22 protein-coding genes are annotated in these 24,346 nt (G+C 58.7%); 17 read left to right on the forward strand and 5 right to left on the reverse strand.

Features of this window, described 5'->3' with window-relative positions:
- Positions 1 to 59: 59 nt before the first annotated feature.
- The 9 genes from J122_RS24925 to J122_RS04105 all read left to right on the forward strand — a co-directional run bounded on the left by J122_RS24925 (position 60) and on the right by J122_RS04105 (position 6,829).
- Complete coding sequence (locus tag J122_RS24925) at positions 60 to 845, forward strand: MotA/TolQ/ExbB proton channel family protein (RefSeq protein WP_061331249.1); 786 nt, start codon at positions 60 to 62, stop codon at positions 843 to 845.
- A gap of 31 nt (positions 846 to 876) precedes the next feature.
- Entirely contained in the window at positions 877 to 1,227 is a 351-nt protein-coding gene (locus J122_RS04070; protein WP_227510089.1) for an ExbD/TolR family protein, read from the forward strand.
- A complete protein-coding gene (locus J122_RS04075; RefSeq protein WP_061331251.1) occupies positions 1,224 to 1,634 on the forward strand; it encodes an ExbD/TolR family protein in 411 nt (136 codons plus the stop codon). Before J122_RS04070 ends, J122_RS04075 begins: the two co-directional genes overlap by 4 nt.
- On the forward strand, positions 1,631 to 2,341 hold the full coding sequence (locus J122_RS04080; protein ID WP_061331252.1) for an energy transducer TonB: 711 nt from the start codon (positions 1,631 to 1,633) through the stop codon (positions 2,339 to 2,341). Before J122_RS04075 ends, J122_RS04080 begins: the two co-directional genes overlap by 4 nt.
- Before the next feature lie 296 nt (positions 2,342 to 2,637).
- On the forward strand, positions 2,638 to 3,474 hold the full coding sequence (locus tag J122_RS04085) for a formate/nitrite transporter family protein (RefSeq protein WP_061331253.1): 837 nt from the start codon (positions 2,638 to 2,640) through the stop codon (positions 3,472 to 3,474).
- Positions 3,471 to 5,201: a bifunctional protein-serine/threonine kinase/phosphatase gene (locus J122_RS04090; RefSeq protein WP_061331254.1), complete on the forward strand. Its 1,731-nt coding sequence runs from the start codon at positions 3,471 to 3,473 to the stop codon at positions 5,199 to 5,201. Before J122_RS04085 ends, J122_RS04090 begins: the two co-directional genes overlap by 4 nt.
- A gap of 204 nt (positions 5,202 to 5,405) precedes the next feature.
- Positions 5,406 to 5,924 (forward strand): Hcp family type VI secretion system effector, encoded by a 519-nt coding sequence (locus J122_RS04095; RefSeq protein ID WP_058092827.1) that lies wholly within the window; start codon positions 5,406 to 5,408, stop codon positions 5,922 to 5,924.
- Between the two features lie 83 nt (positions 5,925 to 6,007).
- Entirely contained in the window at positions 6,008 to 6,355 is a 348-nt protein-coding gene (locus J122_RS04100; protein WP_061331255.1) for a hypothetical protein, read from the forward strand.
- Positions 6,356 to 6,370: 15 nt separating this feature from the next.
- Complete coding sequence (locus J122_RS04105; protein WP_061331256.1) at positions 6,371 to 6,829, forward strand: hypothetical protein; 459 nt, start codon at positions 6,371 to 6,373, stop codon at positions 6,827 to 6,829.
- An 818-nt stretch (positions 6,830 to 7,647) separates the two neighbouring features.
- Here J122_RS04105 and brnA read toward each other — a convergent pair.
- Both brnA and J122_RS04115 read right to left on the reverse strand, forming a co-directional pair.
- Positions 7,648 to 7,917 carry a type II toxin-antitoxin system BrnA family antitoxin gene (gene brnA, locus J122_RS04110; RefSeq protein WP_061331257.1) on the reverse strand — a complete coding sequence of 90 codons (270 nt, stop codon included), beginning with the start codon at positions 7,915 to 7,917 and terminating at the stop codon, positions 7,648 to 7,650.
- A complete protein-coding gene (locus tag J122_RS04115; protein WP_061331258.1) occupies positions 7,907 to 8,170 on the reverse strand; it encodes a BrnT family toxin in 264 nt (87 codons plus the stop codon). The genes brnA and J122_RS04115 overlap by 11 nt, the downstream gene beginning before the upstream one ends.
- A 175-nt stretch (positions 8,171 to 8,345) precedes the next feature.
- Here J122_RS04115 and J122_RS04120 point away from each other — a divergent pair, with 175 nt between their 5' ends.
- Positions 8,346 to 9,044, forward strand: coding sequence for a hypothetical protein (locus J122_RS04120; RefSeq protein ID WP_227510090.1), 699 nt, complete (start codon positions 8,346 to 8,348; stop codon positions 9,042 to 9,044).
- 7 nt (positions 9,045 to 9,051) lie between these two features.
- Here the strand turns inward: J122_RS04120 and J122_RS04125 are convergent, their stop codons facing one another.
- On the reverse strand, positions 9,052 to 11,727 hold the full coding sequence (locus J122_RS04125) for a nitrate reductase (protein WP_061331260.1): 2,676 nt from the start codon (positions 11,725 to 11,727) through the stop codon (positions 9,052 to 9,054).
- A gap of 486 nt (positions 11,728 to 12,213) precedes the next feature.
- Here J122_RS04125 and J122_RS04130 point away from each other — a divergent pair, with 486 nt between their 5' ends.
- The 3 genes from J122_RS04130 to J122_RS04140 all read left to right on the forward strand — a co-directional run bounded on the left by J122_RS04130 (position 12,214) and on the right by J122_RS04140 (position 15,613).
- Complete coding sequence (locus J122_RS04130; RefSeq protein WP_061331434.1) at positions 12,214 to 13,578, forward strand: CmpA/NrtA family ABC transporter substrate-binding protein; 1,365 nt, start codon at positions 12,214 to 12,216, stop codon at positions 13,576 to 13,578.
- 11 nt (positions 13,579 to 13,589) lie between these two features.
- Positions 13,590 to 14,582: an ABC transporter permease gene (locus J122_RS04135; protein WP_061331261.1), complete on the forward strand. Its 993-nt coding sequence runs from the start codon at positions 13,590 to 13,592 to the stop codon at positions 14,580 to 14,582.
- 152 nt (positions 14,583 to 14,734) lie between these two features.
- Positions 14,735 to 15,613, forward strand: coding sequence for an ABC transporter ATP-binding protein (locus tag J122_RS04140; protein ID WP_061331263.1), 879 nt, complete (start codon positions 14,735 to 14,737; stop codon positions 15,611 to 15,613).
- Between the two features lie 50 nt (positions 15,614 to 15,663).
- Here the strand turns inward: J122_RS04140 and J122_RS04145 are convergent, their stop codons facing one another.
- Positions 15,664 to 16,962: a nitrate regulatory protein gene (locus J122_RS04145; protein ID WP_061331265.1), complete on the reverse strand. Its 1,299-nt coding sequence runs from the start codon at positions 16,960 to 16,962 to the stop codon at positions 15,664 to 15,666.
- Positions 16,963 to 17,326: 364 nt separating this feature from the next.
- Between J122_RS04145 and J122_RS04150 the strand changes: the two genes are divergently transcribed.
- From J122_RS04150 to nirD, 3 genes are all read left to right on the forward strand, one after another.
- Positions 17,327 to 18,556, forward strand: coding sequence for an NAD(P)/FAD-dependent oxidoreductase (locus J122_RS04150; RefSeq protein WP_061331267.1), 1,230 nt, complete (start codon positions 17,327 to 17,329; stop codon positions 18,554 to 18,556).
- A 27-nt stretch (positions 18,557 to 18,583) separates the two neighbouring features.
- The gene (gene nirB / locus J122_RS04155) at positions 18,584 to 21,097 is read left to right on the forward strand and encodes a nitrite reductase large subunit NirB (RefSeq protein WP_061331269.1); all 2,514 of its coding nucleotides are present in this window, start codon (positions 18,584 to 18,586) and stop codon (positions 21,095 to 21,097) included.
- Between the two features lie 170 nt (positions 21,098 to 21,267).
- Positions 21,268 to 21,636, forward strand: a complete 369-nt coding sequence (nirD, locus tag J122_RS04160) for a nitrite reductase small subunit NirD (protein WP_061331271.1) — start codon at positions 21,268 to 21,270, stop codon at positions 21,634 to 21,636.
- Positions 21,637 to 21,655: 19 nt separating this feature from the next.
- Here the strand turns inward: nirD and J122_RS04165 are convergent, their stop codons facing one another.
- Positions 21,656 to 22,321, reverse strand: coding sequence for a nitroreductase (locus tag J122_RS04165; protein ID WP_061331273.1), 666 nt, complete (start codon positions 22,319 to 22,321; stop codon positions 21,656 to 21,658).
- A 144-nt stretch (positions 22,322 to 22,465) separates the two neighbouring features.
- On the opposite strand from J122_RS04165, the gene J122_RS04170 reads away from it, so the two are divergent.
- On the forward strand, positions 22,466 to 24,343 hold the full coding sequence (locus tag J122_RS04170; protein WP_061331276.1) for an MFS transporter: 1,878 nt from the start codon (positions 22,466 to 22,468) through the stop codon (positions 24,341 to 24,343).
- The last annotated feature ends 3 nt before the right edge of the window (positions 24,344 to 24,346 follow it).

Here is a 24,346-nt window from a genome sequence, read left to right on the forward strand (position 1 = left end):
GTAATTCAGGTGATAATCGTTATTATTTAGATCAACTTTAATTTTCCGAGCGATTCTGTATGGATTCCATCAGCCCTGCCTCCGCCGCACTGGCTCAGCACGGCCCCCTTGCCCAGCTGATCGACATGGGCGGACCGGTGATGATTGTGCTCATCGCCATTGCCGTTATCGGCTTCGTCACCTTCGTTTATCTGATGCTGTTTGGAGCCCTGTACGCTCCCCGATACACTCGCAGGCTGAACCACCTGATCCATCAGTGGCAGTCCTCCCCGGCAGATACCCGGCCCGAAAAGGTGCGAGAGCAGGCAGGCTTTTTGGGTTGTTGTAACCCACTTATGCATTTGTTGGTTAACACCATGTTGGCCTGCAAAGGCACGGCAAACACCACAGCAGTTCGGGAGACCGCCGTGCGGGATGCCCAACACGCTCTGGAACCCTTTGAAGCGCCGCTCAAGATCATTGAAGTGATCGCAGCCCTGGCGCCATTGCTTGGCCTGCTGGGTACAGTCATGGGCATGATGGAAGCCTTCAGCGCCATGGCCGCAACCGATGGCCGTGCCAATGCCAGCCAACTCAGTGGCGGTATCTACGAAGCGCTGACCACTACTGCCGCAGGCCTGGTCATTGCCATTCCATTTGCGGCACTGGCGGCCTGGGTGGAGTTTCGCCTGCGACGCATTCACAAAGTGATCAACAGCACCCTGGTAAGCGTGTTCAACGTGCTGCCTGCCACTGAGCCGCAGCCCGTTACCGAGCAATCCGCAGTTGCTGCGGAGCAGACCGCTCAAGCCAGCCACAGCTACGACAACGCAGACAACCCGCGTTTTGCCCATGCAGCTGGTTGAGCCCCGACCAAGCAGGCCCATACCGATCCGGATGACACCACTGATTGACGTGGTGTTTATCCTGCTGGTGTTTTTCATGCTCACCACCCGGCTGTTACCTGTGGATTACCTGGAACTAAGCAACGACACCAGCCAGCGCAGCACCACCGCAGGCGACCCCCACCCGGAACTCCGGGTAGAGGCAGATGGCCGCATCCTTTGGCGGGACACCCGCTACAGCCTGCAGGAGCTGATGCCGGCCCTGACCGCCGCCGGCGTTTCCGAAGCGAACCTCGAGACGGCTCCAGAGGCCAGCCTGGCCAGCTTTACCCACACGCTGAGCGCGCTGGATAACGCCGGCATCACCCCCCACTGGAAACGTAGCGGCACACCCGAGTCATGACCGAACTGGTTCCACCCCCCGCCACCTCCGGAAAAGGACTGCTCGAACGTGTTGAAGATGCGTTGTTGCCGCTGATCAATCTGGTGTTCCTGTTGTTGATGTTCTTTGTTGTTGCTGGCCAGCTCACTGAAGACCCATTGCCGGAACTGCCGGGAAGCTCCCAGCTGGAAGAAGAACGTGCTCCAGAGGCAGATCTGATGGTCAAGGCCGATGGCAGCTGGACAGTGGGTGGAGAAACGGTCAGCCGGGACCGACTGCTGGCAAGTTTACCCGAACCTGAAGATCACGCGTCTTTGCGCATTGCCGCAGACCAAAGCCTCACCATGGCGGACCTGGAAGACCTGTTGGGTGTTCTTGAAACCGGCGGTTACACCGACGTGCTACTGCTGACGGAGCCCGGGGCATGACAGCCGCAGGCCGGGGCCCGAAAACTCTGATTCTGACCGCCGCCATTGTGGCGACGGTAGCCACACTGGCGCTGATGGCACCAGACAAACCCATGGAACTTCCGGTGCTGGGCGACAGCGCTGTCAACACCGCTCCGGCCATCCGGATCAGCCTTGCGGGCCGACAATCGCCAGAGCCGGAACAGGAACCTGTGACCGAACCTGAACCCACCCCGGAACCAGAGCCGATACCGGAACCTGAACCAGAGCCCGAACCAGAGCCCGAACCGGCTCCGAAGCCAGAGCCCGTTCCTGAGCCAGTCAGCGAGCCCAGCACACCAGCGCCCACGGATTCAGCGGCTGTAGAAGAAGCGGGGGAGGAAGCAGATGCCGAAAACAGCCAGGATGCGATACCCCTCCAGAACGCAGGAAATTCCAGCGAGGTCGACAGCTACCTGAGCAAGCTCAGCCGCCACCTCGCCCGTTATTACGAATACCCCCGGCGGGCCCGCCGCCTCGGGCAGGAAGGTACCCCGGTGATCGTCTTCGAATTTGCCCGTGACGGCACGCTGGTCAGCCATTCGCTGCGGGACAGCTCCGGGCATCAACTGCTTGATGACTCAGCCATGCAGATGCTGGCCCAGGCAGCGCCCCTACCCAAGGTTCCGGACTCCATGCGCGGCCAGACGTTTACCTACGCGCTGCCCGTTCGCTTCAGCTTGCGCTGAACCCGCACCACAGAAGCGCAGATCGCACTGAGCCGGTGCAGGCCAGCAAACACCGCCCCGGGCACACAGCCCGCTGCCCTTTTATTACTTACTGAATTAAAAGCCTTTTCCCCGAAAAACCCAGAGCTGGCACGGTGCCTGCTGAGTCCTGGTCAGCAGATCGAATTTGTCTGCCCAAACAGCAATCTTTCAGACGACGGCGTCTGCTCATGCCTGCCATTCACGGCAGCCCATGGGCGTCGTCGTTTTTTTTCGCCCACGGAAAAGCGGGCAAAGAAGGAACCAGGGGATAACCTATGTCTTACATCATGCCTTCGGAATTTGTCACCAAAATGGTGGACACCGGTGAATCAAAAATCTACATGGCTACCCGGGATGTACTGATCCGAGCGTTCATGGCTGGCGCCATTCTGTCCCTGGCAGCGGTATTCGCGGTCACCGTTGCCGTTCAGACAGGCAGCCCACTGATCGGCGCCATGCTGTTCCCGGTTGGCTTCTGCATGCTTTACCTGATGGGCTTTGACCTGCTCACCGGGGTGTTCATGCTCACCCCCCTGGCCCTGCTGGACAAACGCCCGGGGGTAGATACCCGCGGCATTCTTCGCAACTGGGGCTGGGTATTCCTTGGCAACTTTGCCGGCGCTTTAACCGTCGCTGTCATCATGGCCTTTGTCTTCACCTACGGCTTTAATACCGAACCCGGCGTGGTCGGCGACCGCATTGCCGCGATCGGCAAGGAGCGCACTCTGGGTTACGCGGAACACGGCGTGGCCGGCTGGTTTACCATTTTTCTGCGGGGCGTACTCTGCAACTGGATGGTATCTATGGGCGTGGTCGGAGCGATGATCTCAACCACGGTACAGGGCAAGGTGCTGGCCATGTGGATGCCGATCATGCTGTTCTTCTACATGGGCTTTGAGCATTCCATCGTCAACATGTTCCTGTTCCCCTTTGCCCTGCTGATGGGCGGCGAGTTCGGCATCATGGACTACTTCGTCTGGAACGAAATTCCCACCGTACTGGGCAACCTGGTCGGAGGCCTGTCGTTCACCGGCCTGACCCTCTATGCCACTCATGTGCGCACGGCGCCCAAGCGCACCCTGCCGGAACGCTTTAACTCCAATGCGGTATGACCTCACAGCTCGCGGTCTCCACCGGCCAGCACACTGACCCGGGGCCCAAGCCGGTCAACCAGGATTTTCATGGACTGATGATCCCGGGCGACCATCAGCTGGGCACCAAGGGTATCGCGGTGGCAATTGCCGATGGCATCAGCTCCAGCAACGTCAGCCAGATTGCCAGCGAATCTGCCGTCGCCGGTTTTCTGAACGACTATTACGCCACACCAGACAGCTGGTCCGTAAAGCAGTCGGCCCAACGGGTGCTTCGGGCCACCAACGCCTGGCTGCACGCCCAAACTCGACAAAGCCGCTACCGCTATGATCAGGACAGGGGCTACGTCTGCACTCTCAGTGTACTGGTGCTGAAATCGGCGACGGCCCATGTGTTCCATATTGGCGATGCCCGCATCTATCGGCTGCAGGGTAACTCGCTGGAACAGCTAACCACCGATCACCGGGTATGGTTGTCGCAGGAAGACAGCTGCCTGAACCGGGCCATGGGGCTGAGCCAGCAAGTCGACATCGACTACCTGGCGGTGCCGGTATGGCTCGGTGATACATTTTTGCTGGCGACTGACGGCGTCTATGAACATCTGTCCGAGCGTGACATGGCCGGCATTATCCAGGCGGCCGGTGAAGATCTGGACTCCGCCGCCCGAACGCTGGTCGAGCGAGCCCTTGCCGCTGGCAGCAACGATAACCTGAGCGTGCAGCTTGTTCGTGTAGATTCCGTTGCCGCCGGAAAGAGCAGCGCCGAATTCGCCCGGGATGTTCAGCAGTTGCCGTTCGCCCGGGAACTGGCATCGGGGCAGGTACTGGATGGCTACCGTATTGTGCGGCCGATTCACGCCAGCAGCCGCAGCCAGGTCTACCTGGCCATCGATGAAGCCAGCCATCAGCATGTCGCCCTGAAAGTCCCAGCCATGGAACTGCGCGAAAACCCGGCGGGGCTGGAGCAATTTGCCACCGAGCAATGGGTAGCCCAGCGCATCGACAGCCCTCACGTAGTGAAAGCGTTTGCGCCGGAACGCCCTCGCAGCTGCCTGTACCTGGCCACCGAGTACGTTCAGGGAATCAGCCTGCGGCAATGGCTTCTGGACCACCCGGCGCCGGCACTGGAAACCGTGCGTCAATTGGTGGAGCAGATTGCCCGCGGGCTGCGGGCGTTTCACCGGTTGGAAATGGTACACCAGGACCTGAAACCGGAGAATATCCTGATCAACGGCGAGGGCACCGTGGTGCTCATCGACTTCGGCGCCACCCGCATCGCTGGCCTGCAGGAACTCCATGACCACGATGAGCCCACCTGGCCCCGTGGCGCCGCGCTTTACAGCGCTCCGGAAGCCTTTCTCGGCGAAACCACCGGCTGGCAGACGGACCAGTTTTCACTGGGAGTGATCGCCTATCAGATGCTGACCGGCCAGCTACCCTACGGCACCCGCGTGCCGGGTATTCGCAATCACCGCCAGTTACGCCAGCTCAGCTACCATCCTGCTCGCTTGCACCGGGAGGACCTTCCCGGCTGGATTGACCATGCCCTGGCCCGGGCGTTGCACCCGGAATCCCACAAACGCTACCCGGCGCTGTCGGAATTTCTGTTCGACCTGCGCCAACCGAATCCGCAGTGGCAGCAGCATCACCAGAAACCCTTGATGGAGCGCCACCCGGTGGCCTTCTGGCAGGGAATGTCTGCGCTGTTGTTACTCGCCTTACTTGCGTCCTTCGCCTGGCGCCCCTGATCGGGCAACTTTTTGCCCGGCCAGCAAAAGCTCGCCCAGAGGCCAAGCAAGGGTTTGCTCACCACCAACTTCGGCTTCGCCGAATATTACATAACTATATGTATTTAATATATTTTTTAGAGTTGGCACAGCGCTTGTAACCAGTAAGCGCGTCCAGGGAACAGCCCGGGGACAAACATTCACTTAAACGTCATGGAGCAGACTATGCCAACTCCTTGTTATATCAGCATCGAAGGTAAAACTCAGGGTAACATCACCGCTGGCGCATTCACTTCCGACTCCGTAGGTAACATCTACGTTGAAGGTCACGAAGACGAAGTGCTGGTTCAGGAATTCAGCCACGTTGTCACCGTCCCTACTGACCCGCAGTCTGGTCAGCCTTCCGGCCAGCGTGTTCACAAGCCGTTCAAGTTCACTTCTGCCCTGAACAAAGCCACCCCGCTGATGTACAACGCCCTGGCTTCCGGCGAAATGCTGCCGAAGGTAGAGCTCAAGTGGTACCGCACTTCCGTAGAAGGCAAACAGGAGCACTTCTTCTCCACCATCCTGGAAGATGCCACCATCATCGACATCAACTGCAACATGCCCCACTGCCAGGACGCCGCCAACGCTGACTTCACCCAGCTGGTGACCGTTTCCCTGTCCTACCGCAAGGTAACCTGGGAGCATGCCGTTGCCGGTACTTCCGGTGCAGACGACTGGCGTACGCCGATCGAGGCGTAAGTTAGCTTCGCCCATGCGTCATATTGCCCCGGCCATCGTAAGATGGTCGGGGCATTTGCTTTGGACTTCAAGGAATGAAGATTATGAGCGACACTATTACTCAGAATGATGTCGATATCATTCAGGCAATCATCAGCGCATTTTACGGACAGGCTAACGCCCGACTTTTTACATCATCTTCGATTACGGATGAGACAATCATAAGGGTGGTTGAATTACTGGCGGAAATGGAAGACTGCAGCACATGGATTGATGCCGTTCCAAACCCTCAGGATCTCCTTTGGCCCGCAAACAAGCTTAGAAAATGGGCTTTACGTGTCATTAGAAAGTCGGGGGAGCCCTTTCTACTGGGCAACGTACGCATTAACATGATGTGCAAGCGCTTTCGCGCTGTTCAATTCAAACCTGCTATTCTCGACTCTTTGAACTAAACAGGGATCCGTTTGATGAAAAGAACTATCGCTATAGGGTTTGTGTTAGTCAGCATGCTCTCTGGTTGTGCTGCTACGGGCCAGACACCCATTCAGTTTCGCACCTCCAACGACCTGACTTTCGAACTCAGTAACAGTCAGTTTGATACAGTCGATGTGCAACCATTTGAAACTCAGATTTGGCTCGATTCGGCAATGATTGGTTCGTTGATGACCATGGAAACCAACCCAAATTTTGACACAGCGGTCGACGAAGTCAGGCAAGGATTTGATGAAGCGAAAAAATCCTCCGGCAAGATCGTTCAGCTGGACTTGGGTGATAGCGCCTACGGCTTCTCAGTCACCGTCAATGGATACACCACTGCATTTATCGCCACCTCAAAACATCCAACTTCATGGATTACCATAAGTATTAAGGAAGACGTGTTCGACGATGTTCTATCTTCCATGTCTGTCAGCAAGGCACACAAATGATCCACGCCGGTTATATTTGTTCAGGAAAAGAGGGGTTCTACCCCATTTTAGAACCTCTATCTAAACGCCATTGAGATTAGCCTTCTACCATGCCACGGATGGGCCTAGCTTTAGCATTTGTACTTCTTCTCTCCGGCTGTGCATCGCACTCTTCATTGGTGATTCAACCATACAGCGAATTAACCATAGAAGTACCAGATACGATGTTCTCCTCTGTAAAGGTGAGAGATGGCGAGCTCGTGTTTCTACGAAACGACCGAATCGTAGGTTTTGTCCAATCAGAGGACATCCCAAGTTCAGTAAGCTCAGGTTCAGCAATCGACACTTCACTGACGCTCTTTGAGAGCGCAAGTCAGGGTTCAAACAAACCAGCTTGGATAGAGCAGATTCCCGAAGCTCGGGTATTTGGAGTAGTTCAGGGAGAATTTAGAACCGTATTTATCGTACCGAACAGCCAAGCTCAATCACTTATTACATTTCAGGGGCCAGCTGCAAGCTCAACGTCATTGCGTATAAATGGCGTAAGAATTTCGGAGTAGTGCAGCCGGCTTGTAACTTTGCATAGAAAAAACTTGTAATCGAAATTCTATTTTTTTATCTGTCAGAAAACCACGCAAATGATCTATGCTGTCTATGTTTGTTTAGGCGATGAAACAACTGCCTATGGCGCAGAGATACCCGATATCCCTTGAAACCATGAATGTACTGAAGGCGCTGCAATAGCGCCTGCTCGATATTGTCTTCCGAAATAAAACTAGCCATCGGCCTGCCGACTCCATGGACCGGGTGGTGGACTTCCCCGGAGTTACACCGCTCCGTTAGTGAGTACCGCCTGCATTGTCCTGATTAAGCGGCTTGTTGGCCGCCTCCGCCTGCAAACGTTCAACCAGCCAGACCTTGATGATGGATTGACGGGTAACGCCAATACGCGCAGCCTCACGGTCCAGAGACTCCACGACCCAGGCCGGAAAATCAACATTGATTCGCTTTTGTTCCTGATTCACCCGCCTTGCAGAAGACAGATCAAGATCTCCAACAACATCTTTCTGGCTCTCATCAAACTTCTTGTCAAAATCTTTAGCTTTCATAAAGCTCAACCTCTTTCTTGCGGGAACGCCTGACCGAAATCAGACGAATACGTCCTTCCCGGTGGGTCGCAACGGCCGACCAGTGCTTGTCCCCAATCTTTCCAATCAGCAGATATCGAGGCTCATCCACGCACTTTGCCTTTACTTCCAGCAAATACGGGTCTTCCCACAACTGCTGGGCAGCCAAGAAATCAATGCCGTGTTTGTCCAGATTGGCCTGGCTTTTGGTTCCGTCAAATTCAAACACATCCATGAGTACAAACTATTCCTTTTTTACTCGCCCGGCAAGAGAATACTACCACGGTACAAAACGTCAAAGAGACTCTGAACAACTTTGCCAACACGGGCCATAGCAATTTGTGAATCCCATGGTTACGCTTGCACGACCATTACCACTCTGTGCTTTTCAATCCAGATATCCAACGCGTATGCCAGTACCAACATCAACCACCCGAGCCATCGGCACTCTCATGTGCCAAGCCACCCGCGACATCCTATGGGCACCCGCCGAAGCCCGGGTTCGGGAGCAAAACCGGGGTGTAGCGCTGGCATTGCGGGTAGGGTCCGGCCAGGCCACCTATCACCGTTACGATCCAACCCAGAAGCAGCATCTGATCACCTATGGCGCGCGGATGATTGCCGCCAAGCATCAGCCGGAAACCGCCCAGGGCTGGTTATCGACTCGGGAAATCCGGAGTCGGGGTTATTTTGGGGGTGAGGTGAGTGTATTGAACCTGCTGGCCCACACCTGCTGCCATGAGTTTGCCCATTTGCTGCAATACAGTGCAGGCCAGCGGCACTATGGTTCGGTGCATAACCGGCATTTCTATGAAGCGCTGGACGGGTTGTATAGCAGTGGTGCGTCGGTCGCCACCCGGCAGTACCTTGAGGAGACTGCCGTAGAAGCGGGAGTGACATTGCCCAGCACACCGTTTGTATTCCCCAGTCCAGTCCGGGAGCTCCGGCAGTGGCAGGTCGGCGATGCGGTCTGTTTTGGCGAAGGCCGGCACGAGAAACGGGGCCAGGTTGTCCGGGTGAACCGAAAAACCTGCACGGTTGCGGTTACTTTGAATGCCCGCGGTTTGCGGTACCGGGTACCGGTTTCCCTCCTACGCCGCCCGGACTGATCCGGTTTCAGGCAGGCTCCCGATCCGCCGATTTCGCCAGCAAGCCACGAATCTCAGGTATACAAGAACCACAATTGCTGCCGCACTGCAGCCGCTGACCCAATGCTTCAACGCTGGCGGCCCCATCTTCGATTGCCTGGTTGATCTGGCGCTCGCCTACCTGGAAACAGCTGCAGACCAGCGGCCCGGTCGGTTCTGCATCGATCGAACCTGCAGCCAACAAGGATCGGCGCTGCTCCGGTGTCAGGTTCTCGGAGCCAAAACAGTCATCCAACCAGCCGAGGTCCGGCATGGTTTGCACACAGGACTCTACCAGCAATACGCCATCCAACCGGTTGCCGGTGAGCCAGGCCGCACGAAAGCGACGCCGGGCACTATCTTGCATAACCAGCTCCGGTTCCCTGGCGAAAATCTGCTGGGCCCATTCACGCCAGTCCATTGACCGGCGACCGGCCAGCCACCAGGACCGGCTATGAGGCAGTGCCTGGTGGCTCCAGTAGTCCAGCGACGTGGCGTCCAATGCGGTGCCCCCGGCCGCGGGCAGCATCAGCCGGGCTTGCCATCGAGTGATTAGTGGCCGAAGGGAGGCTACGCCAAATTTGGCTTCCGGTTGCCCTGAAATCGGGTCGACGACGGGGGCGATCAGGTCGGAGGCCAGGGCTGAGGATGCAAACTGCCGATTCCAGTGAATGGGAACGAATACCTCTCCGGGTCTCTGTGCCGGGCTGGCCCGGACCCGGCCGGTGAACCCCTTTCGGGCATGCCCTGTCAGCGTGGCCAGTGCACCTTCAATCAAACCAAAGGTGGCGATGTCCTTCGGGTGAACCTCGATAAAGGGCTCACTGCGATGGGCAAACAGTCTGGGCGCCAGTGCCGTGCGCGTCATGGTGTGCCACTGGTCCCGAATACGACCGGTATTCACGATCAGGGGATGCCGGGCATCGGGCTGCTGTCCGGGCGGCAGGTTCGAAACCGGTACCAGGCGGGCGCGACCATCGGGCGTGGGAAAGCGACCATCGGAGAACAGCCGGCGGGTCTGCAGCCAGGCACCGGGATTGCCCCCGGTAAGCGGCCACTGCACGGGTTGAAGCCGGTCATATTCCGTGGAACTCAGCTTGGCCAGGGCGGAAATATCAAACACTCTCTCACCGCCGTTACCGTAACCGGACAGTGCCGCGTGTTCTCTGAAAATCTCCGCAGGCTCCTGGTAGTCAAAGGCGTGACCATAACCGAGCGCCTGGGCGATATCCCGGATGATTCGCCAATCCGGCCGGACACCCTCTGGCACTGGCAAAAATCGACGCTGGCGTGAAATGCACCGTTCCGAGTTGGTCACGGTACCGTCCTTCTCGCCCCAACCGGCAGCAGGCAACAGGATATCGGCAAACGCCGTGGTATCGGTCTGGGCCACGCAGTCTGAGACTATAAGGGTCTCGCATCGCGCCAGGGCCTCCCTGACCCGGGCGTTGTCGGGCAGGCTGACCGCAGGATTGGTGCCCATCACCCAGAGCACCCGGATGTCGCCCCGATGAACGGCTTCAAACAGATCCACCGCCTTATAGCCCGGTCCCGCTGCCAATTTTTCACTGTGCCAGAAGTCGGCAACCCGTTGCACCGCGCCGGGCGTGTCGTAATCCATATGGGCCGCCAGGGTGTTGGCCAGACCGCCCACTTCCCGCCCACCCATGGCATTGGGTTGACCGGTGAGTGAAAACGGACTGGCACCGGGCCGGCCAACGCGCCCTGTGGCCAGGTGGCAGTTGATAATAGCGTTGGCTTTGTCGGTGCCAGCCACCGACTGATTGATGCCCTGGGAAAAGGCGGTGACTGTCCGATCGGTCTCGGCAAACCACCGATAGAAGCGTTCCACATCCGCAGCCCGAAGGTCACATCCGCGGGCGACCGCCAGTATCGAAGGCGCACAGGCGCGGGCCACACTCAGAGTCTCCTCGAATCCATTGCAATGCTGTTCCAGGTACTGTGTGGCCAGGGCTCCGTGGTCATGCAGCCAAACCAGCAAGCCATTGAACAGCAGGGTGTCGGTTCCCGGCCGCAGTTGCAGGTGCAGGTCAGCCATCTCTGTGGTTGCGGTTTGCCTTGGGTCAATGGCTACCACTTTGCGCCCGGGCCGGTGGGACGCTTTTATCCGCTGATAAAGTACCGGATGCGTCCAGGCGGCATTACTGCCCGCCAGCACCAGCAAGTCCGCCAGCTCGAGGTCCTCATAACAGCCGGGCACGCAGTCCTCACCAAACGCCCTCTTGTGGGCTGCCACGGCAGACGACATGCACAACCGGGAATTGGTATCCACGTGCGGGGTGCCAATAAAGCCCTTGGCCAGCTTGTTGGCAATGTAATAGTCCTCTGTGAGCAGCTGGCCAGACAGGTAAAAAGCCACAGACTCCGGGCCATGGTCTCTGACCGAAACACGAATGGCCTCAGCTACCCGGTCAATGGCTTCCGACCACTCAACGGTATGCCCTGCCACACGGGGGGCCAGCAAACGGTCGTGTCCGGTCACGGTCTCATGTAACGCAGAGCCTTTGACACAAAGGCGACCATTATTGGCCGGGTGGCCAAGATCGCCCTGAACGGCGTCAGGTTTCGCCAGAACACCACAGCCCACACCGCAATAAGGGCAGGTGGTGGCGGTACTTCCGGGAGTGGTTCGGCGGTTTTTCATGATCAATCCTCTGCTTTACCCATAAAAAAGCCCGCCATCCGGGGTCTGTTTCCAGAGCCGGGGCGGGCTTCTTTGCCAAAATTGTCTGTTTTATGGAAAGCAATAACGGGGCCAGCGATTGCCAAAACAGCACTTGCCCGGCCGGCCTTGTGGCAACGCCCGGGCTACGGCCTTGTTCAGCAGATCCATCGGCTCCGGCAGGCCGGGATACACTTCTGCCTTGAGGTTTCACATTGGTGCGAAATCGCTCAGGTTGCACCAAAAACAGACCGGGCTCGATTGGCGTTTTCCTCGCTCAACACGGAAGGGAATATCAAGCCTTTGAAAACTATGAATATTAAAAAATGGCACGGCTTATGCTGAGGTAACAGCGAACCATCAAGACATCACATCTCTCGTTCTAAGGCATTGGCGCCTGCTCTCCGGAAACGGAGGGTGGGCGTTTTTTTTGTGCGCCAGAAAAGAGAGACACAGAGAGGTAACAGCATGAACACACGCCGTCATCAACTCAGAGGCTTGCTCACAGGCGCACTGATTGGGCTGAGCACGCTGGCCCAGGCGAGCATCGGGCCGGCCGAGAAACCAGACCTGAAACTGGGCTTCATCAAACTCACCGATATGGCGCCACTGGCGGTTGCCTGGGAACAGGGCTACTTCCTGGACGAAGGCCTGTTCGTGGAACTGGAGGCGCAGGCCAACTGGAAAGTGCTGCTGGACCGGGTGATCACCGGCGAGCTGGACGGTGCCCACATGCTGGCCGGCCAGCCTCTGGGCGCATCCATTGGCTATGGCACTCAGGCCAACATCATTACCGCCTTCAGCATGGACCTCAACGGCAACGCGATTACCGTGTCCAACGCGGTGTGGGACACCATGAAGCCCCACCTGGAAATGGATGGCGACAAACCCGCCCACCCGATCTCCGCGAGCGCACTGAAACCGGCGGTGGAGCAATCCCTGAGCAAAGGCGAGCGGTTCCGGATGGGCATGGTGTTCCCGGTGTCTACCCATAACTACGAACTCCGCTACTGGCTGGCGGCCGGTGGCCTGAATCCCGGCTTCTACGCCCCACAACGGGGTGATACCAGTGGCACCTTGCAGGCCGATGTTCATCTGTCCGTTACCCCGCCGCCGCAAATGCCGGCGACCATGGAAGCCGGCACCATTCAGGGCTACTGCGTGGGCGAACCCTGGAACCAGCAGGCGGTATTCAAGGGCATCGGGGTGCCGGTCATCACTGATTATGAGATCTGGCCAAACAACCCTGAGAAAGTCTTTGGTGTGACCGAGACCTGGGCAGAGAAGCATCCCCATACCCACCTGCGGTTGTTGCGGGCACTGATCCGCGCGGCTTACTGGCTGGATGAAAACGACAACGCAAATCGCCAGGAAGCGGTAGAGCTGCTTTCACGCTCCAGCTACGTGGGCGCAGACAAAGACGTGATCGCCAACTCTATGACCGGCACATTCGAATACGAGAAAGGGGATGTGCGGGAGGTTCCGGACTTCAACGTGTTCTTCCGCTATCACGCCACCTACCCCTATCCCTCGGATGCCATCTGGTACCTGACCCAGATGCGCCGGTGGGGCCAGATTCCGGACGCCAAGCCGGATGACTGGTACATGCAGACCGCAGCAAGGGTATACCGGGGTGATCTGTATGCTCAGGCCGCACAGTCACTGATCGATGATGGCGTGATGAATGCCAGTGACTTCCCGGACTTTGACGCCGAGAACTTTGAACGCCCCTACCAGGGCGAGCTGATTGACGGTGTGCCTTTCACACCTCGCGAACCGAACGCTTACATAGAACGCTTTGATATCGGGCTGAAAGGCACCGAGACACCGTAAGGGGGCACAACATGAGCACATTAAGCATAAGGATTGGTCAGTCGATGGCCACCAGGAGCCGCAACCTGCTCTCCCGGCTGGGCCCGAATGAATTGTTGGCGGCCGGCAAACAGACTTTGCTGCCCTTGATCGGAATTCTCGTGTTTCTGGGATTCTGGCATCTGGCAGCTCCCCAGGTGCAGACGTCCCTTGGCGCCTTTCCGGGGCCGGCTCAGGTCTGGGAGCAGGCGGGGCAACTCTGGCAAGAGCACGCCAACCAGCGGGAACGCGCCAGCCAGTTCATCGCCATGCAGGAGCAGCGTAATGCCAGGATTCTGGCCGACAACCCGGAGGCGGAGGTGCGGATCCGGTCTTATCCCGGCGCACCCACTTTTATCGATCAGATCGGTACCAGCCTGGTCACGGTGTTGTCTGGATTTGCCCTGGCCACGCTGATTGCGGTGCCCCTGGGAATTGTGTTCGGTCTTAACCGGTATTTTCAGGCGGCGGTCAATCCGCTGATCCAGATCTTCAAGCCGGTGTCGCCCCTGGCCTGGCTGCCACTGGTCACCATGGTGGTGTCAGCCACGTACGTCAGCGATGACCCGATGTTCCAGAAGTCGTTTCTGACGTCGATGATCACGGTCACCCTTTGCAGCCTGTGGCCCACGCTGATCAATACCAGCGTGGGCGTGGCCGCGGTGAATCCGGACCTGCTGAACGTGTCGAAGGTGCTGAAGCTGTCGTTCTGGACCCACGTTCGCAAGGTGGTGCTGCCGTCGTCGGTACCGATGATTTTTACCGGGTTGCGGGTGTCTCTGGGTATTGCCTGGATGGTGCTGATTGCGGCGGAGATGCTGGCGCAGAGTCCCGGGCTTGGCAAGTTTGTCTGGGACGAGTTTCAGAATGGCAGCAGTCAGTCTTTGAGCCGGATCATGGTGGCGGTGCTGGCCATCGGGTTTATCGGGTTTTTGCTGGATCGGGTGATGCTGTTGATTCAGAAGAAGGTGGCCTGGAATGAGTGATCAAACTTGGGAGCATGCCGCACCGGGTGGGTTACGCCGCCCGAAACACGCGGCGAGTACATCCATGTAGGCTCCGCAAAAACATCCATGTTTTTGAGGGTTTCGGGAGGCGTAACCCACCCGGCGCTCCGCTTACTTTTGAGGTGATTTCCATGAGTAAAACACATTTAGAACTTACCGGTGTTGAGATGGCGTTTGACACGCCGAAAGGGCCGTTCGTTGCCCTGGACAACGTGAACCTGAAGATCCAGAAAGGGGAGTTTGTTTCGCTTATCGGCCACTCCGGCTGTGGTAAATCGACGGTACTGAACATTGTCGCCGGCTTGTTGCAGGCCACCAAGGGTGGCTGTGTGTTAAACGGGCATGAGGTGAACTCACCGGGGCCGGAGCGGGCGGTGGTGTTTCAGAATCATGCGCTGATGCCCTGGCTGACGGTGTATGAGAATGTGGAGCTGGCTGTTCGGCAGGTGTTTCGCAAGTCGATGAACCGTAAGGAGCGCCGGGACTGGATTACCCATAACCTGGAGCTGGTGAATATGGCCCATGCCGCCAATAAACGGCCGGGGGAGATTTCCGGGGGCATGGCGCAGCGGGTGGGGATTGCCCGGGCGTTGGCGATGAAACCGAGCGTGCTGCTGATGGATGAGCCGTTCGGGGCCCTGGATGCGTTGACCCGGGCACATCTTCAGGATTCGCTGATGGAGATTCAGCAGGAGCTGAACAATACGGTGATCATGATCACCCACGATGTAGACGAGGCGGTGCTGTTGTCGGACCGCATCATCATGATGACTAACGGGCCGGCGGCGACGGTGGGGGAAGATTTGCACATTGATTTGCCTCGGCCGCGTAATCGGGTGGCGTTGGCGGATGACGCCAAATATGTGCATTACCGGCAGGAGGTGCTGTCGTTCCTGTACGAGAAACAGCGCAAGCTGGAATCCCTGAGCAGCCGGCGGGCCGCCAGTGCCTCCACGCAGGGTGGGGAGAGTGCAAAGGTGGAGAAGGAGAAACAGCCGGCGTCTGCCTGAGGCTGCACGGCACCGGGGCTACTTTGCCCCCGGTGCCATCAAGGATGGTGTCAGCCCAGAACGCCGGCCATGGAGACCAGGGCTCTAGCCACATCAGGCAGGCGTTTGCCCTGATCCATGGCCAGCTTTCGCAGCAATCGGTGGGCTTCGTCGTTGCTGATGCCACGATGTTCCATCAGTAGCAACACGGCCTTTTCCTGGGTACGTCGGTCTTCCAGAGCTTCTTTTGCACTTTGCAGTTCTTCAGACATCTGGCGCAGGCGGCGGGTTTGCTCCTGAACCAGATCAAAGATGGATCTGCCTGACTGTTGCCCGACACCGTCACCGGCCCAGGCATCTGCCGTACCCGCATCTACTCCATTATCGCAGACCACCAATACCGGCATTGTCGAGGCGTTCCGTTGTTCCAGCGAGGCCAGCAGAGTTTCCTGGTGAGCCAGGGAGTGGCGCGCCTCGGTGTAGCGTTCCACGCAACGGTGGTGGAAGGCGTTTTCCACGGAATCTTCGATTTTCTTGAGATCATCCATACGGTCGGTCATCAGGTTAAACCAGCGATCGGCCATTTCCCTGTCCAGGGATTTATAGGGTCCGACCGACACCGCCTTCTGGCGCATCCGCTCTATTTCCAGTTCCCGCGGGTGAGACCGCAGCGCCTGCCAGAGAGCCAGGCTGTCTTCGCTGGCAAAGGCAACAAATACCTCGAAACACCGTTCCTGCGCTTCAACCAGGTGCATCATGCGCCGTGACAGTGCGTTTTCGAAGTGGCCACTGGAGAATCCCGCTGAGCCTGCCGCCCGCTCCTGGCCACAGTATTCCTTACCATTCATCACGTGCACCATGGCCACCAGCAGGCCGGCAATGGAGGGTTCAGCAACGGTTTCGGCGGCTTCAAAAACCACCGTAATCAGCTGATGGATGGTGTCGCAAAACCAGTCCGTAGCATCCACCACGCTGGCTTCCTGCCCGACCACTTTCTGCCTGAACTCGGCCAGCTGATCGAGGCTATGAAGGGCACTGGCAATATGACCCAGCAGCGGGCTGCTGACCGGATGGGTAGTCAGGTCTTCCTGTATGTCGGTCAGCGCCTTACGGAAGATGACAGCCAGTTGGTCATTCTCTTTCAGGATAACCGAACGCTCCCGGGCGAAACGCTGGCAACCGGACCCCAGATACAGGTTGGTAGCTCCCCGCTCCCGTTGCAGTCCGTGCACCAGGTTACCCACGCTCTGCACCAGCCGGCCCATCTGCAGAAAGTACTCCAGGTTGCGGATTTCGCACTGCCGGGAGGCCATCAGAAAGTCTGCGGCTGTGGCCGTCGCGGCCGTATTGGTCTGGCGTTTGCTGTTCATGGTGCAACTCCTGGTATCGGTACACAGCGGGTTCCTGTCTGACTGGACTGCAGCAATTAACAGGCCAGAACCACCGGCATCATCTTCGTGCGTTTCGCCCCATCCCGGGGCATCTTTTCTGCCCGGCACGGGTGCAATAGAGCCGCGATATCATCTAAGCAACTGAATTAAATGGAGTTAAAAAGTTGGCATGGAGATCGCTTTGTCCTAATCAAGGACGACTGTCCCGGCCATGGAATCAGGCCGGACCATCAGATCATTGTTGTTGGCATTGGTGCCGGACCATCTGTTCTCTTCGGAGAGCATGATGCTCCGGCTTTTTTCGTTTGGTTTTCGGCAATTCGTTGAGTAAGGGAGCGCACCTATGGAACACACACAGACCCCTGCGCTGGTGATCTGCGGCCATGGCATGGTTGCGCAGCGATTGCTGGAGCAACTGGTGGCCACAGGGCACCCGTTCAGCCGCATTGTGGTGTTCAACGGCGAGCCTTTCGCTGCCTATAACCGAATCCAGCTGTCGTCCTTGCTGGCGAATCAGGTCCGGGAGTCAGAGCTGGAACTGAAACCCCGGTCCTGGTTCCGCCAGCACAAAATCGAGGTCTATAACCGTGAGCCGGTCACGGCCATCGAACCGCATCAGCGCCGGGTGACGACCGCCAGCGGGCGCACGCTGGCTTACCACACCCTTGTGTTGGCCACCGGCGCCAGTCCTTCACGTCTTGGCCTGCCCGGTGAGGATCTGGATGGCGTGATGACCTTCCGGGATCTGACCGATACCCGCACCCTGATTCACCGGGCGCAGACACATCGCCGTGCGGTCGTCATCGGCGGCGGTTTTCTTGGCCTGGAAGCGGCCGAGGGGCTCAGGGCCCGGGGCATGGACGTCACGGTTCTGCATCGCAGCGGTCACCTGCTGAACCGACAGCTCAATCCAGCTGCCGGCGAATTACTGAAGCACCAGTTACAGCAACGGGGCCTTACCGTTCTGACCGGTACCGAACCCACAGCGCTGCTGGGCAAACACCAGGTCCGGGCGGTACAGCTCAGCGACGGCACCGTGCTGGCTACCGACCTGGTGGTGCTGGCAACCGGTATTCATCCGAACAAAGCACTGGCAGAAGCCGCCGGCCTGGCCTGCAACCGGGGCGTACAGGTGGATTCGCAGATGACCACTTCCAATCCTCATATCCACGCCCTCGGTGAATGCTGCCAGTTTCAGGAACACACGTTTGGCCTCGTGGAGCCCGGCTACGAACAGGCGGCCGTGTTGGCCCAGCATCTCTGCCAGGTGTCCGGAAACCCGGGTTTCACACCGGGAGAAATCGCCACACGCCTGAAAATCAGCGACCTCCCCATTTTTTCCTGCGGGCCGATCACTCCGGGTCCGCACACCGAAACCATTGAGTGGCAGGACTACGCCCAAGCGGTCTACGGCCAACTGCTGGTGGAACACAACCGCCTGACCGGCGCCATTCTGCTCGGCGACACCAGCAGCGCCCCCTGGTACAGCGAGTTGATTCGTTCAGGCACGGATATATCCCGCTACCGGGACACCATCGCTTTCGGCAAACCCTATTGCGACGCAGCGGCCTGATCCGCTGCCATGAGAGAGGACAAGACTATGAGCAAACAGACCCTGATCGTGATCGGTAACGGCATGGTTGGCCATCACTTCCTGGAACAGTTTAGCCAGTCTCCGGCCGCCGACGCCTATAACATCGTCGTTTTCGGCGAAGAAAAGCAACTGGCCTACGACAGGGTGCACCTGTCGGAGTATTTCAGCGGCTCAAGCCATGCGGACCTGGCAATGGGCACCGCGGACTGGTATGCCGACCAGGGCATTGATCTGCACCTGAATGAGCCGGTGACCGGCATTTATCGGGACGCCCGGATGATCACCACACCCAAGGGCGAGTACCCCTACGACCAGCTGGTGCTGGCCACCGGCTCTTACCCGTTTGTCCCGCCCATTGACGGTAACGATCAGGAAGGCTGCTTTGTGTACCGCACCCTGGATGACCTGGACGCCATTCAGGCCAGCGCCCAGAAGGCGAAGACCGGCGTGGTGGTCGGCGGCGGTCTGCTGGGGCTGGAAGCGGCAAACGCGCTGAAAAGCCTCGGCTTACAGGCCCACGTGGTGGAGTTTGCTCCGCGCCTGATGCCGGTTCAACTGGACGATCAGGGCGGCGCCCTGTTACGCCAGAAAATTGAAGATCTTGGTGTGCAGGTGCACACCGAGAAAGCCACCACCGCCATTGTGCCGGGCAGCGCCGCGCGGCTACGGATGAATTTCTCGGATGAAAGCCATCTGGAAACCGACCTGATTGTGTTCTCCGCCGGCATCCGCCCCCAGGACACCCTGGCTCGGGCCTGCGGCCTTGAACTGGGCGAACGCGGCGGGATTGTGATCAACAACCAATGCACCACGTCCGACCCGCATATCCACGCCATCGGCGAATGCGCGCTCTGGAACAACTTTGTCTTCGGCCTTGTGGCGCCGGGCTACACCATGGCCCGCACGCTATCGGCGGCGCTGAACAACGACGCCAGTGCGGCCTTTACCGGTGCCGACATGAGCACCAAACTGAAGTTGCTGGGGGTGGATGTGGGCTCCATCGGCGACGCCCATGCCAAGACCCCCGGCGCCCGTAACATTCGCTTTCACGATGAGCAGGCCGGCCACTACCGGCGCATGGTGGTGAGCCAGGACGGCAAGACCCTGCTGGGCGCCATCCTGGTGGGCGATAACGGCCCCTACGATACCCTGCTGCAATACGCCCTCAATGGCATTGAGTTGCCGGCCAATCCGGAAGCCCTGATTCTGCCGGAGAGCGAAGGCGGTGCCCCGGCCCTGGGTGCCGATGCCCTGCCGGATACCGCGTCTATCTGTTCCTGCCACAACGTTACCAAGGGCGACATCTGCTGCGCGATTGACGCCGGCTGCACTGATCTGGGCGGCGTGAAGGCCGAAACCAAGGCCAGCAGCGGCTGTGGTGGCTGTGCCGCTTTGCTCAAAAAGGTGGTGGACAGCGAGCTGGAGAAACGCGGCGTGGAGGTGTGCACGGATTTGTGCGAACACTTCCCCTACACCCGCCAGGAGCTGTTCCATCTGGTGAAGGTAAACGGCATCCGCACCTTCCGGGGCCTGCTCAAGCAATACGGCAAGGGCCAGGGCTGTGATATCTGCAAGCCGACTGTGGGTTCGATTCTGGCCACCTGCTGGAACGAGCACATCCTGGCCACGGACCACGTGCCGCTGCAGGACACCAACGATACCTTCATGGCCAACATGCAGAAGAACGGCACCTATTCCATCGTGCCGCGCATTCCCGGCGGCGAGATCACCCCGGATAAGCTGATTGTGCTGGGCGAGGTGGCCAAGCAGTACAACCTGTACACGAAGATCACCGGCGGTCAGCGGGTGGACCTGTTCGGTGCCACCCTGAGTGAGCTGCCGGAGATCTGGGAGAAGCTGATCGCCGCCGGTTTCGAAACCGGCCACGCCTACGGCAAGTCCCTGCGCACGGTGAAGTCCTGTGTGGGCAGCACCTGGTGCCGCTACGGCGTGCAGGACAGCGTGGGCATGGCGATCACCCTGGAGAATCGCTACAAGGGCCTGCGGGCGCCCCATAAGGTGAAGATGGCGGTGTCTGGCTGTACCCGCGAATGCGCCGAGGCCCAGAGCAAGGATTTCGGGGTGATTGCCACGGAGAAGGGCTGGAATCTGTACGTGTGTGGCAACGGCGGCATGCGGCCCCGGCATGCGGATCTGTTTGCCACGGATCTGTCGGATGAGGAGCTGATCCGCACGATTGACCGGGTGGTGATGTTCTATGTGCGCACGGCGGACCGGCTGCAGCGGACGTCGGTGTGGATGGAGAATCTGGAGGGCGGTCTGGAGTATCTGAAGCAGGTGGTGCTGGAGGACAGCCTCGGTATTGGCGAGGAGCTGGAGCAGCATATGGCGGATCTGGTGGATACCTATCAGTGTGAGTGGAAAACCGCCGTTGAGGATCCTGAGAAGCGCAAGCGGTTCCGGGAGTTTGTGAATGCGCCGGCGCAAAAGGACCCGGTGCAGCGTTGGACTTCGGAGCGGGGGCAGCGGCGGCCTGTTTTGGAGGTGGCTTCTTCGTAGCCTTCTGGTTTGGGGGCGGAGCACGGGGGCCGGGGTAATTTTCTTCTGGAAAAAATAACTCGCTTTGCTCAGACATCTTTTTTCCTGCCAGAAAATTACCCCGACCCCCGCGCTCGCAGACATAAGTGGGATAGGCAAGTTAAAGACATTGGGATTCAGGAGAACGTTTTATGAAAGCTCGGACTTGTTGGGAAGCGGTTTGTACGGTGGACGATCTGGTGGCTGACTCCGGCATTGCGGTTTGGACGGAGGACGGGCCGGTGGCGGTGTTTTATCTGCCGCATCGCTTGCCGGCGTTGTTTGCCATCAGCCATACCGATCCGTTCAGCGGCTCGAATGTGCTGGCCCGGGGGATTACCGGGGATATCAGCGGCGAGCCGGTGGTGGCGTCGCCGTTGTACAAGCAGCATTTCAGTTTGCGCACCGGGCGCTGCCTGGAGGACGAGCGCGTATCGGTCCAAGTTTATCCGGTTTTACTGGACGGGGATCAGATCCGGCTGGAAGTGCCGGTGGCTCAGGCGGCGTCGGTGGCCGCCTGAGATCTGAGAGACGCTTACGTCAGCTGATGAATTCGACGTTTTCTTCCAGCGGTGCCCTTGGGCTGGTGATCTGGTTCACCGGGCTGTCGGGGTTGGCGTAGCCGATGGCCATGCCGGCGAAGACTTTTCGGTGTTCGGGCAGGCCCAGGAATTCGCTGATGGTTTTCGGGTACACCGACCAGGATTCCTGGGCGCAGCTGTCGAGGCCTTCGGCGCGCAGCAACAGCATGATGGTTTGCAAGATCATGCCCAGGTCTGACCACTGGGGCGGGCCCATGTTGTCGTCGACGGTGCAGAACAGGCCGACCGGGGCGCCGAAGAACTCGAAGTTGCGTTTGAACCACTCGAAGCGGGCGGCTTTGTCTTCCCTGGGGATGTCGAGCTGTCGGTACATGAGTTCACCAATCTCGAAGCGGCGGTCACGGTAGGGTGACTGCAGTTTCGGCGGGTAGATTTCGTATTCCGGCACTTCGTTGAAGCCTTTGCTGACTTTCGCCTGCATCAGGGTTTTCAGGCGGGCCAGGGCATCGCCGGTAACCACGTGCAGGTGCCACGGTTGCAGGTTGCCGCCGGACGGGGCCCGGGTGGCGGTTTCGATCACTTTGCGAAGGGTAGCCTCGGAGACCGGGGTGTCCAGGAAATCCCGGACCGACCTGCGGGACTGGACGGCTTGTTGTACATCCATTGAAGACAGCTCCCAAAAACGTCGTTGTTGTTTGAACAGGCTCAGACTGTGGCCCAGTATGGAGGCCGTTTCATAGCTTGACCACCCTCACCGGCGGGTTTAGTCTCCGGCAACATTACAAGGCCAATCGAGGGTGTTCGGGTCATGGAAGATCAAAGTCAGTTTCGCCTGCTGTCAGAGCGGCGGTTCCTGCCGTTTTTTGTGACCCAGTTCGCCGGGGCATTCAACGACAACCTGTTCAAGAACGCCTTGCTTTTGCTGGTCACCTACACTGCCGGGGGCCTGTTCGGGTTGTCGGCGGATGTGGTGGTCAACCTCGCCGCCATGCTGTTTATCCTGCCGTTCTTTCTGTTCTCCGCCATTGCCGGCCAGGTGGCGGACCGGTTCGAGAAGTCTGCGGTGATCCGCTGGATCAAGTTTGCCGAAGTGGTGATCATGGGCGTCGCCGCCGTCGGGCTCTGGTTCGGCTGGTACGAGATGTTGTTCCTGCTTTTGTTCCTCACCGGGGTGCAATCCGCCTTTTTCGGGCCGGTAAAGTACGCCATTCTGCCCCAGGCCCTGAAGGATTCTGAGCTGGTGGGTGGCAACGCGCTGGTGGAGATGGGCACCTTTGTAGCCATTCTGGTGGGCACGCTGATGGCCGGCGTGATGATGAAAGCCCCGGTGCCGGGCCCGGTGATTGCGGTAGCCGTGGCTTTACTGGCCATCACAGGCCTGATCGCCGCGCTGCGTATTCCCAAGGCAGAGGCCGCCGCGCCGAATCTGAAGATCCGGTTCCGCCCGCTACAGGAAACCTGGAAGCTGATGGCCATCGCCCGGGATAATCACAATGTGTTCCTGAGCATTCTGGCCATTTCCTGGTTCTGGTTTCTCGGCGCCGCCTACCTGACCCAGTTCCCCAACTTTGCCAAAACCCATCTGCTGGGTGACGAAACCGTGGTCACCATCCTGCTGGCCATTTTCACCATTGGCATTGCCGCCGGCTCCATTGCCTGTGAGCGGCTGTCCGGCCACAAGATTGAGCTGGGCATTGTGCCCATTGGTTCCCTCGGGCTCAGTTTCTTCGGCATTGACCTGTACTTCAACATGCCCGAGCAGCCCATCCCCTCAGACTGGTGGATGATCATCACCGATCCCCATTACCGCCAGGTAGCCATCGACTTGCTGGCCATCGGCATCTTTGGCGGGCTGTTTATTGTGCCGCTGTATGCCTATGTTCAGCGAGAAGCCTCGCCAGACACCCGGGCACGGGTAATCGCCGCCCTCAACATTTTTAACGCCTTGTTCATGGTGATCAGTGCTTTGCTGGCGATGCTGATGCTGGGCGTGATCGGGCTGAGCATTCCCGAGTTTTTCCTGGTGCTGTCGATCATGAACCTGATCGTGGCCGGCTTTGTTTATCAGCAGGTGCCGGATTTTGCCCTGCGCTTTGTGATCTGGGTGCTGTCCCACACCGTTTACCGGGTCAGCCATCATCACCTGGACAGGATCCCCGAAGAAGGGCCAGCGCTGCTGGTGTGTAACCACGTGTCCTACATGGACGCCCTGGTGATTGCCGGTGCCGTGCGCAGGCCGGTTCGCTTTGTGATGGACCACAACATCTTCGCAACCCCCATCATGGGCAGCTTCTTCCGGCTGGCCAAGACCATCCCGATTGGTCCGAAATCCAGGGTCCCGGAAATCTACGAAGCGGCCTTCGACCGCATTGACGAGGAGCTGGCCGCCGGCCATCTGGTGTGCATCTTCCCGGAAGGCAAACTGACCAAGGACGGCGAGGTGGATACCTTCAAGCCCGGTGTGGACATGATTCTGCAGCGCCGGCCGGTCACCGTCGTGCCCATGGCCCTGAGAGGCCTGTGGGGCAGTTTCTTCAGCCACTGCGGCGGCCCGGCATTCAGTCACCTGCCGAAGCGCTTCTGGTCCCGGATACACCTTCTGGCGGACCACCCCGTTGGCCCGGAGCAGGCCTCCGCATCGTTTCTGGAGGAAAAAGTCAAAGCCTTGCGGGGTGACCACCGCTGATCC

Origin of the sequence: Marinobacter excellens LAMA 842 (assembly GCF_001574445.1) — a bacterium.
Lineage (GTDB): Bacteria > Pseudomonadota > Gammaproteobacteria > Pseudomonadales > Oleiphilaceae > Marinobacter > Marinobacter shengliensis.

What these genes read in the sequence shown, in the direction of transcription:
- J122_RS24925 (WP_061331249.1), top strand. Translation starts at nt 60, where the DNA reads ATGGATTCCATCAGCCCTGCCTCCGCCGCACTGGCTCAGCACGGCCCC.
- J122_RS04070 (WP_227510089.1), top strand. Translation starts at nt 877, where the DNA reads ATGACACCACTGATTGACGTGGTGTTTATCCTGCTGGTGTTTTTCATG.
- J122_RS04075 (WP_061331251.1), top strand. Translation starts at nt 1,224, where the DNA reads ATGACCGAACTGGTTCCACCCCCCGCCACCTCCGGAAAAGGACTGCTC.
- J122_RS04080 (WP_061331252.1), top strand. Translation starts at nt 1,631, where the DNA reads ATGACAGCCGCAGGCCGGGGCCCGAAAACTCTGATTCTGACCGCCGCC.
- J122_RS04085 (WP_061331253.1), top strand. Translation starts at nt 2,638, where the DNA reads ATGTCTTACATCATGCCTTCGGAATTTGTCACCAAAATGGTGGACACC.
- J122_RS04090 (WP_061331254.1), top strand. Translation starts at nt 3,471, where the DNA reads ATGACCTCACAGCTCGCGGTCTCCACCGGCCAGCACACTGACCCGGGG.
- J122_RS04095 (WP_058092827.1), top strand. Translation starts at nt 5,406, where the DNA reads ATGCCAACTCCTTGTTATATCAGCATCGAAGGTAAAACTCAGGGTAAC.
- J122_RS04100 (WP_061331255.1), top strand. Translation starts at nt 6,008, where the DNA reads ATGAGCGACACTATTACTCAGAATGATGTCGATATCATTCAGGCAATC.
- J122_RS04105 (WP_061331256.1), top strand. Translation starts at nt 6,371, where the DNA reads ATGAAAAGAACTATCGCTATAGGGTTTGTGTTAGTCAGCATGCTCTCT.
- brnA (WP_061331257.1), bottom strand. Translation starts at nt 7,917, where the DNA reads ATGAAAGCTAAAGATTTTGACAAGAAGTTTGATGAGAGCCAGAAAGAT.
- J122_RS04115 (WP_061331258.1), bottom strand. Translation starts at nt 8,170, where the DNA reads ATGGATGTGTTTGAATTTGACGGAACCAAAAGCCAGGCCAATCTGGAC.
- J122_RS04120 (WP_227510090.1), top strand. Translation starts at nt 8,346, where the DNA reads ATGCCAGTACCAACATCAACCACCCGAGCCATCGGCACTCTCATGTGC.
- J122_RS04125 (WP_061331260.1), bottom strand. Translation starts at nt 11,727, where the DNA reads ATGAAAAACCGCCGAACCACTCCCGGAAGTACCGCCACCACCTGCCCT.
- J122_RS04130 (WP_061331434.1), top strand. Translation starts at nt 12,214, where the DNA reads ATGAACACACGCCGTCATCAACTCAGAGGCTTGCTCACAGGCGCACTG.
- J122_RS04135 (WP_061331261.1), top strand. Translation starts at nt 13,590, where the DNA reads ATGAGCACATTAAGCATAAGGATTGGTCAGTCGATGGCCACCAGGAGC.
- J122_RS04140 (WP_061331263.1), top strand. Translation starts at nt 14,735, where the DNA reads ATGAGTAAAACACATTTAGAACTTACCGGTGTTGAGATGGCGTTTGAC.
- J122_RS04145 (WP_061331265.1), bottom strand. Translation starts at nt 16,962, where the DNA reads ATGAACAGCAAACGCCAGACCAATACGGCCGCGACGGCCACAGCCGCA.
- J122_RS04150 (WP_061331267.1), top strand. Translation starts at nt 17,327, where the DNA reads ATGGAACACACACAGACCCCTGCGCTGGTGATCTGCGGCCATGGCATG.
- nirB (WP_061331269.1), top strand. Translation starts at nt 18,584, where the DNA reads ATGAGCAAACAGACCCTGATCGTGATCGGTAACGGCATGGTTGGCCAT.
- nirD (WP_061331271.1), top strand. Translation starts at nt 21,268, where the DNA reads ATGAAAGCTCGGACTTGTTGGGAAGCGGTTTGTACGGTGGACGATCTG.
- J122_RS04165 (WP_061331273.1), bottom strand. Translation starts at nt 22,321, where the DNA reads ATGGATGTACAACAAGCCGTCCAGTCCCGCAGGTCGGTCCGGGATTTC.
- J122_RS04170 (WP_061331276.1), top strand. Translation starts at nt 22,466, where the DNA reads ATGGAAGATCAAAGTCAGTTTCGCCTGCTGTCAGAGCGGCGGTTCCTG.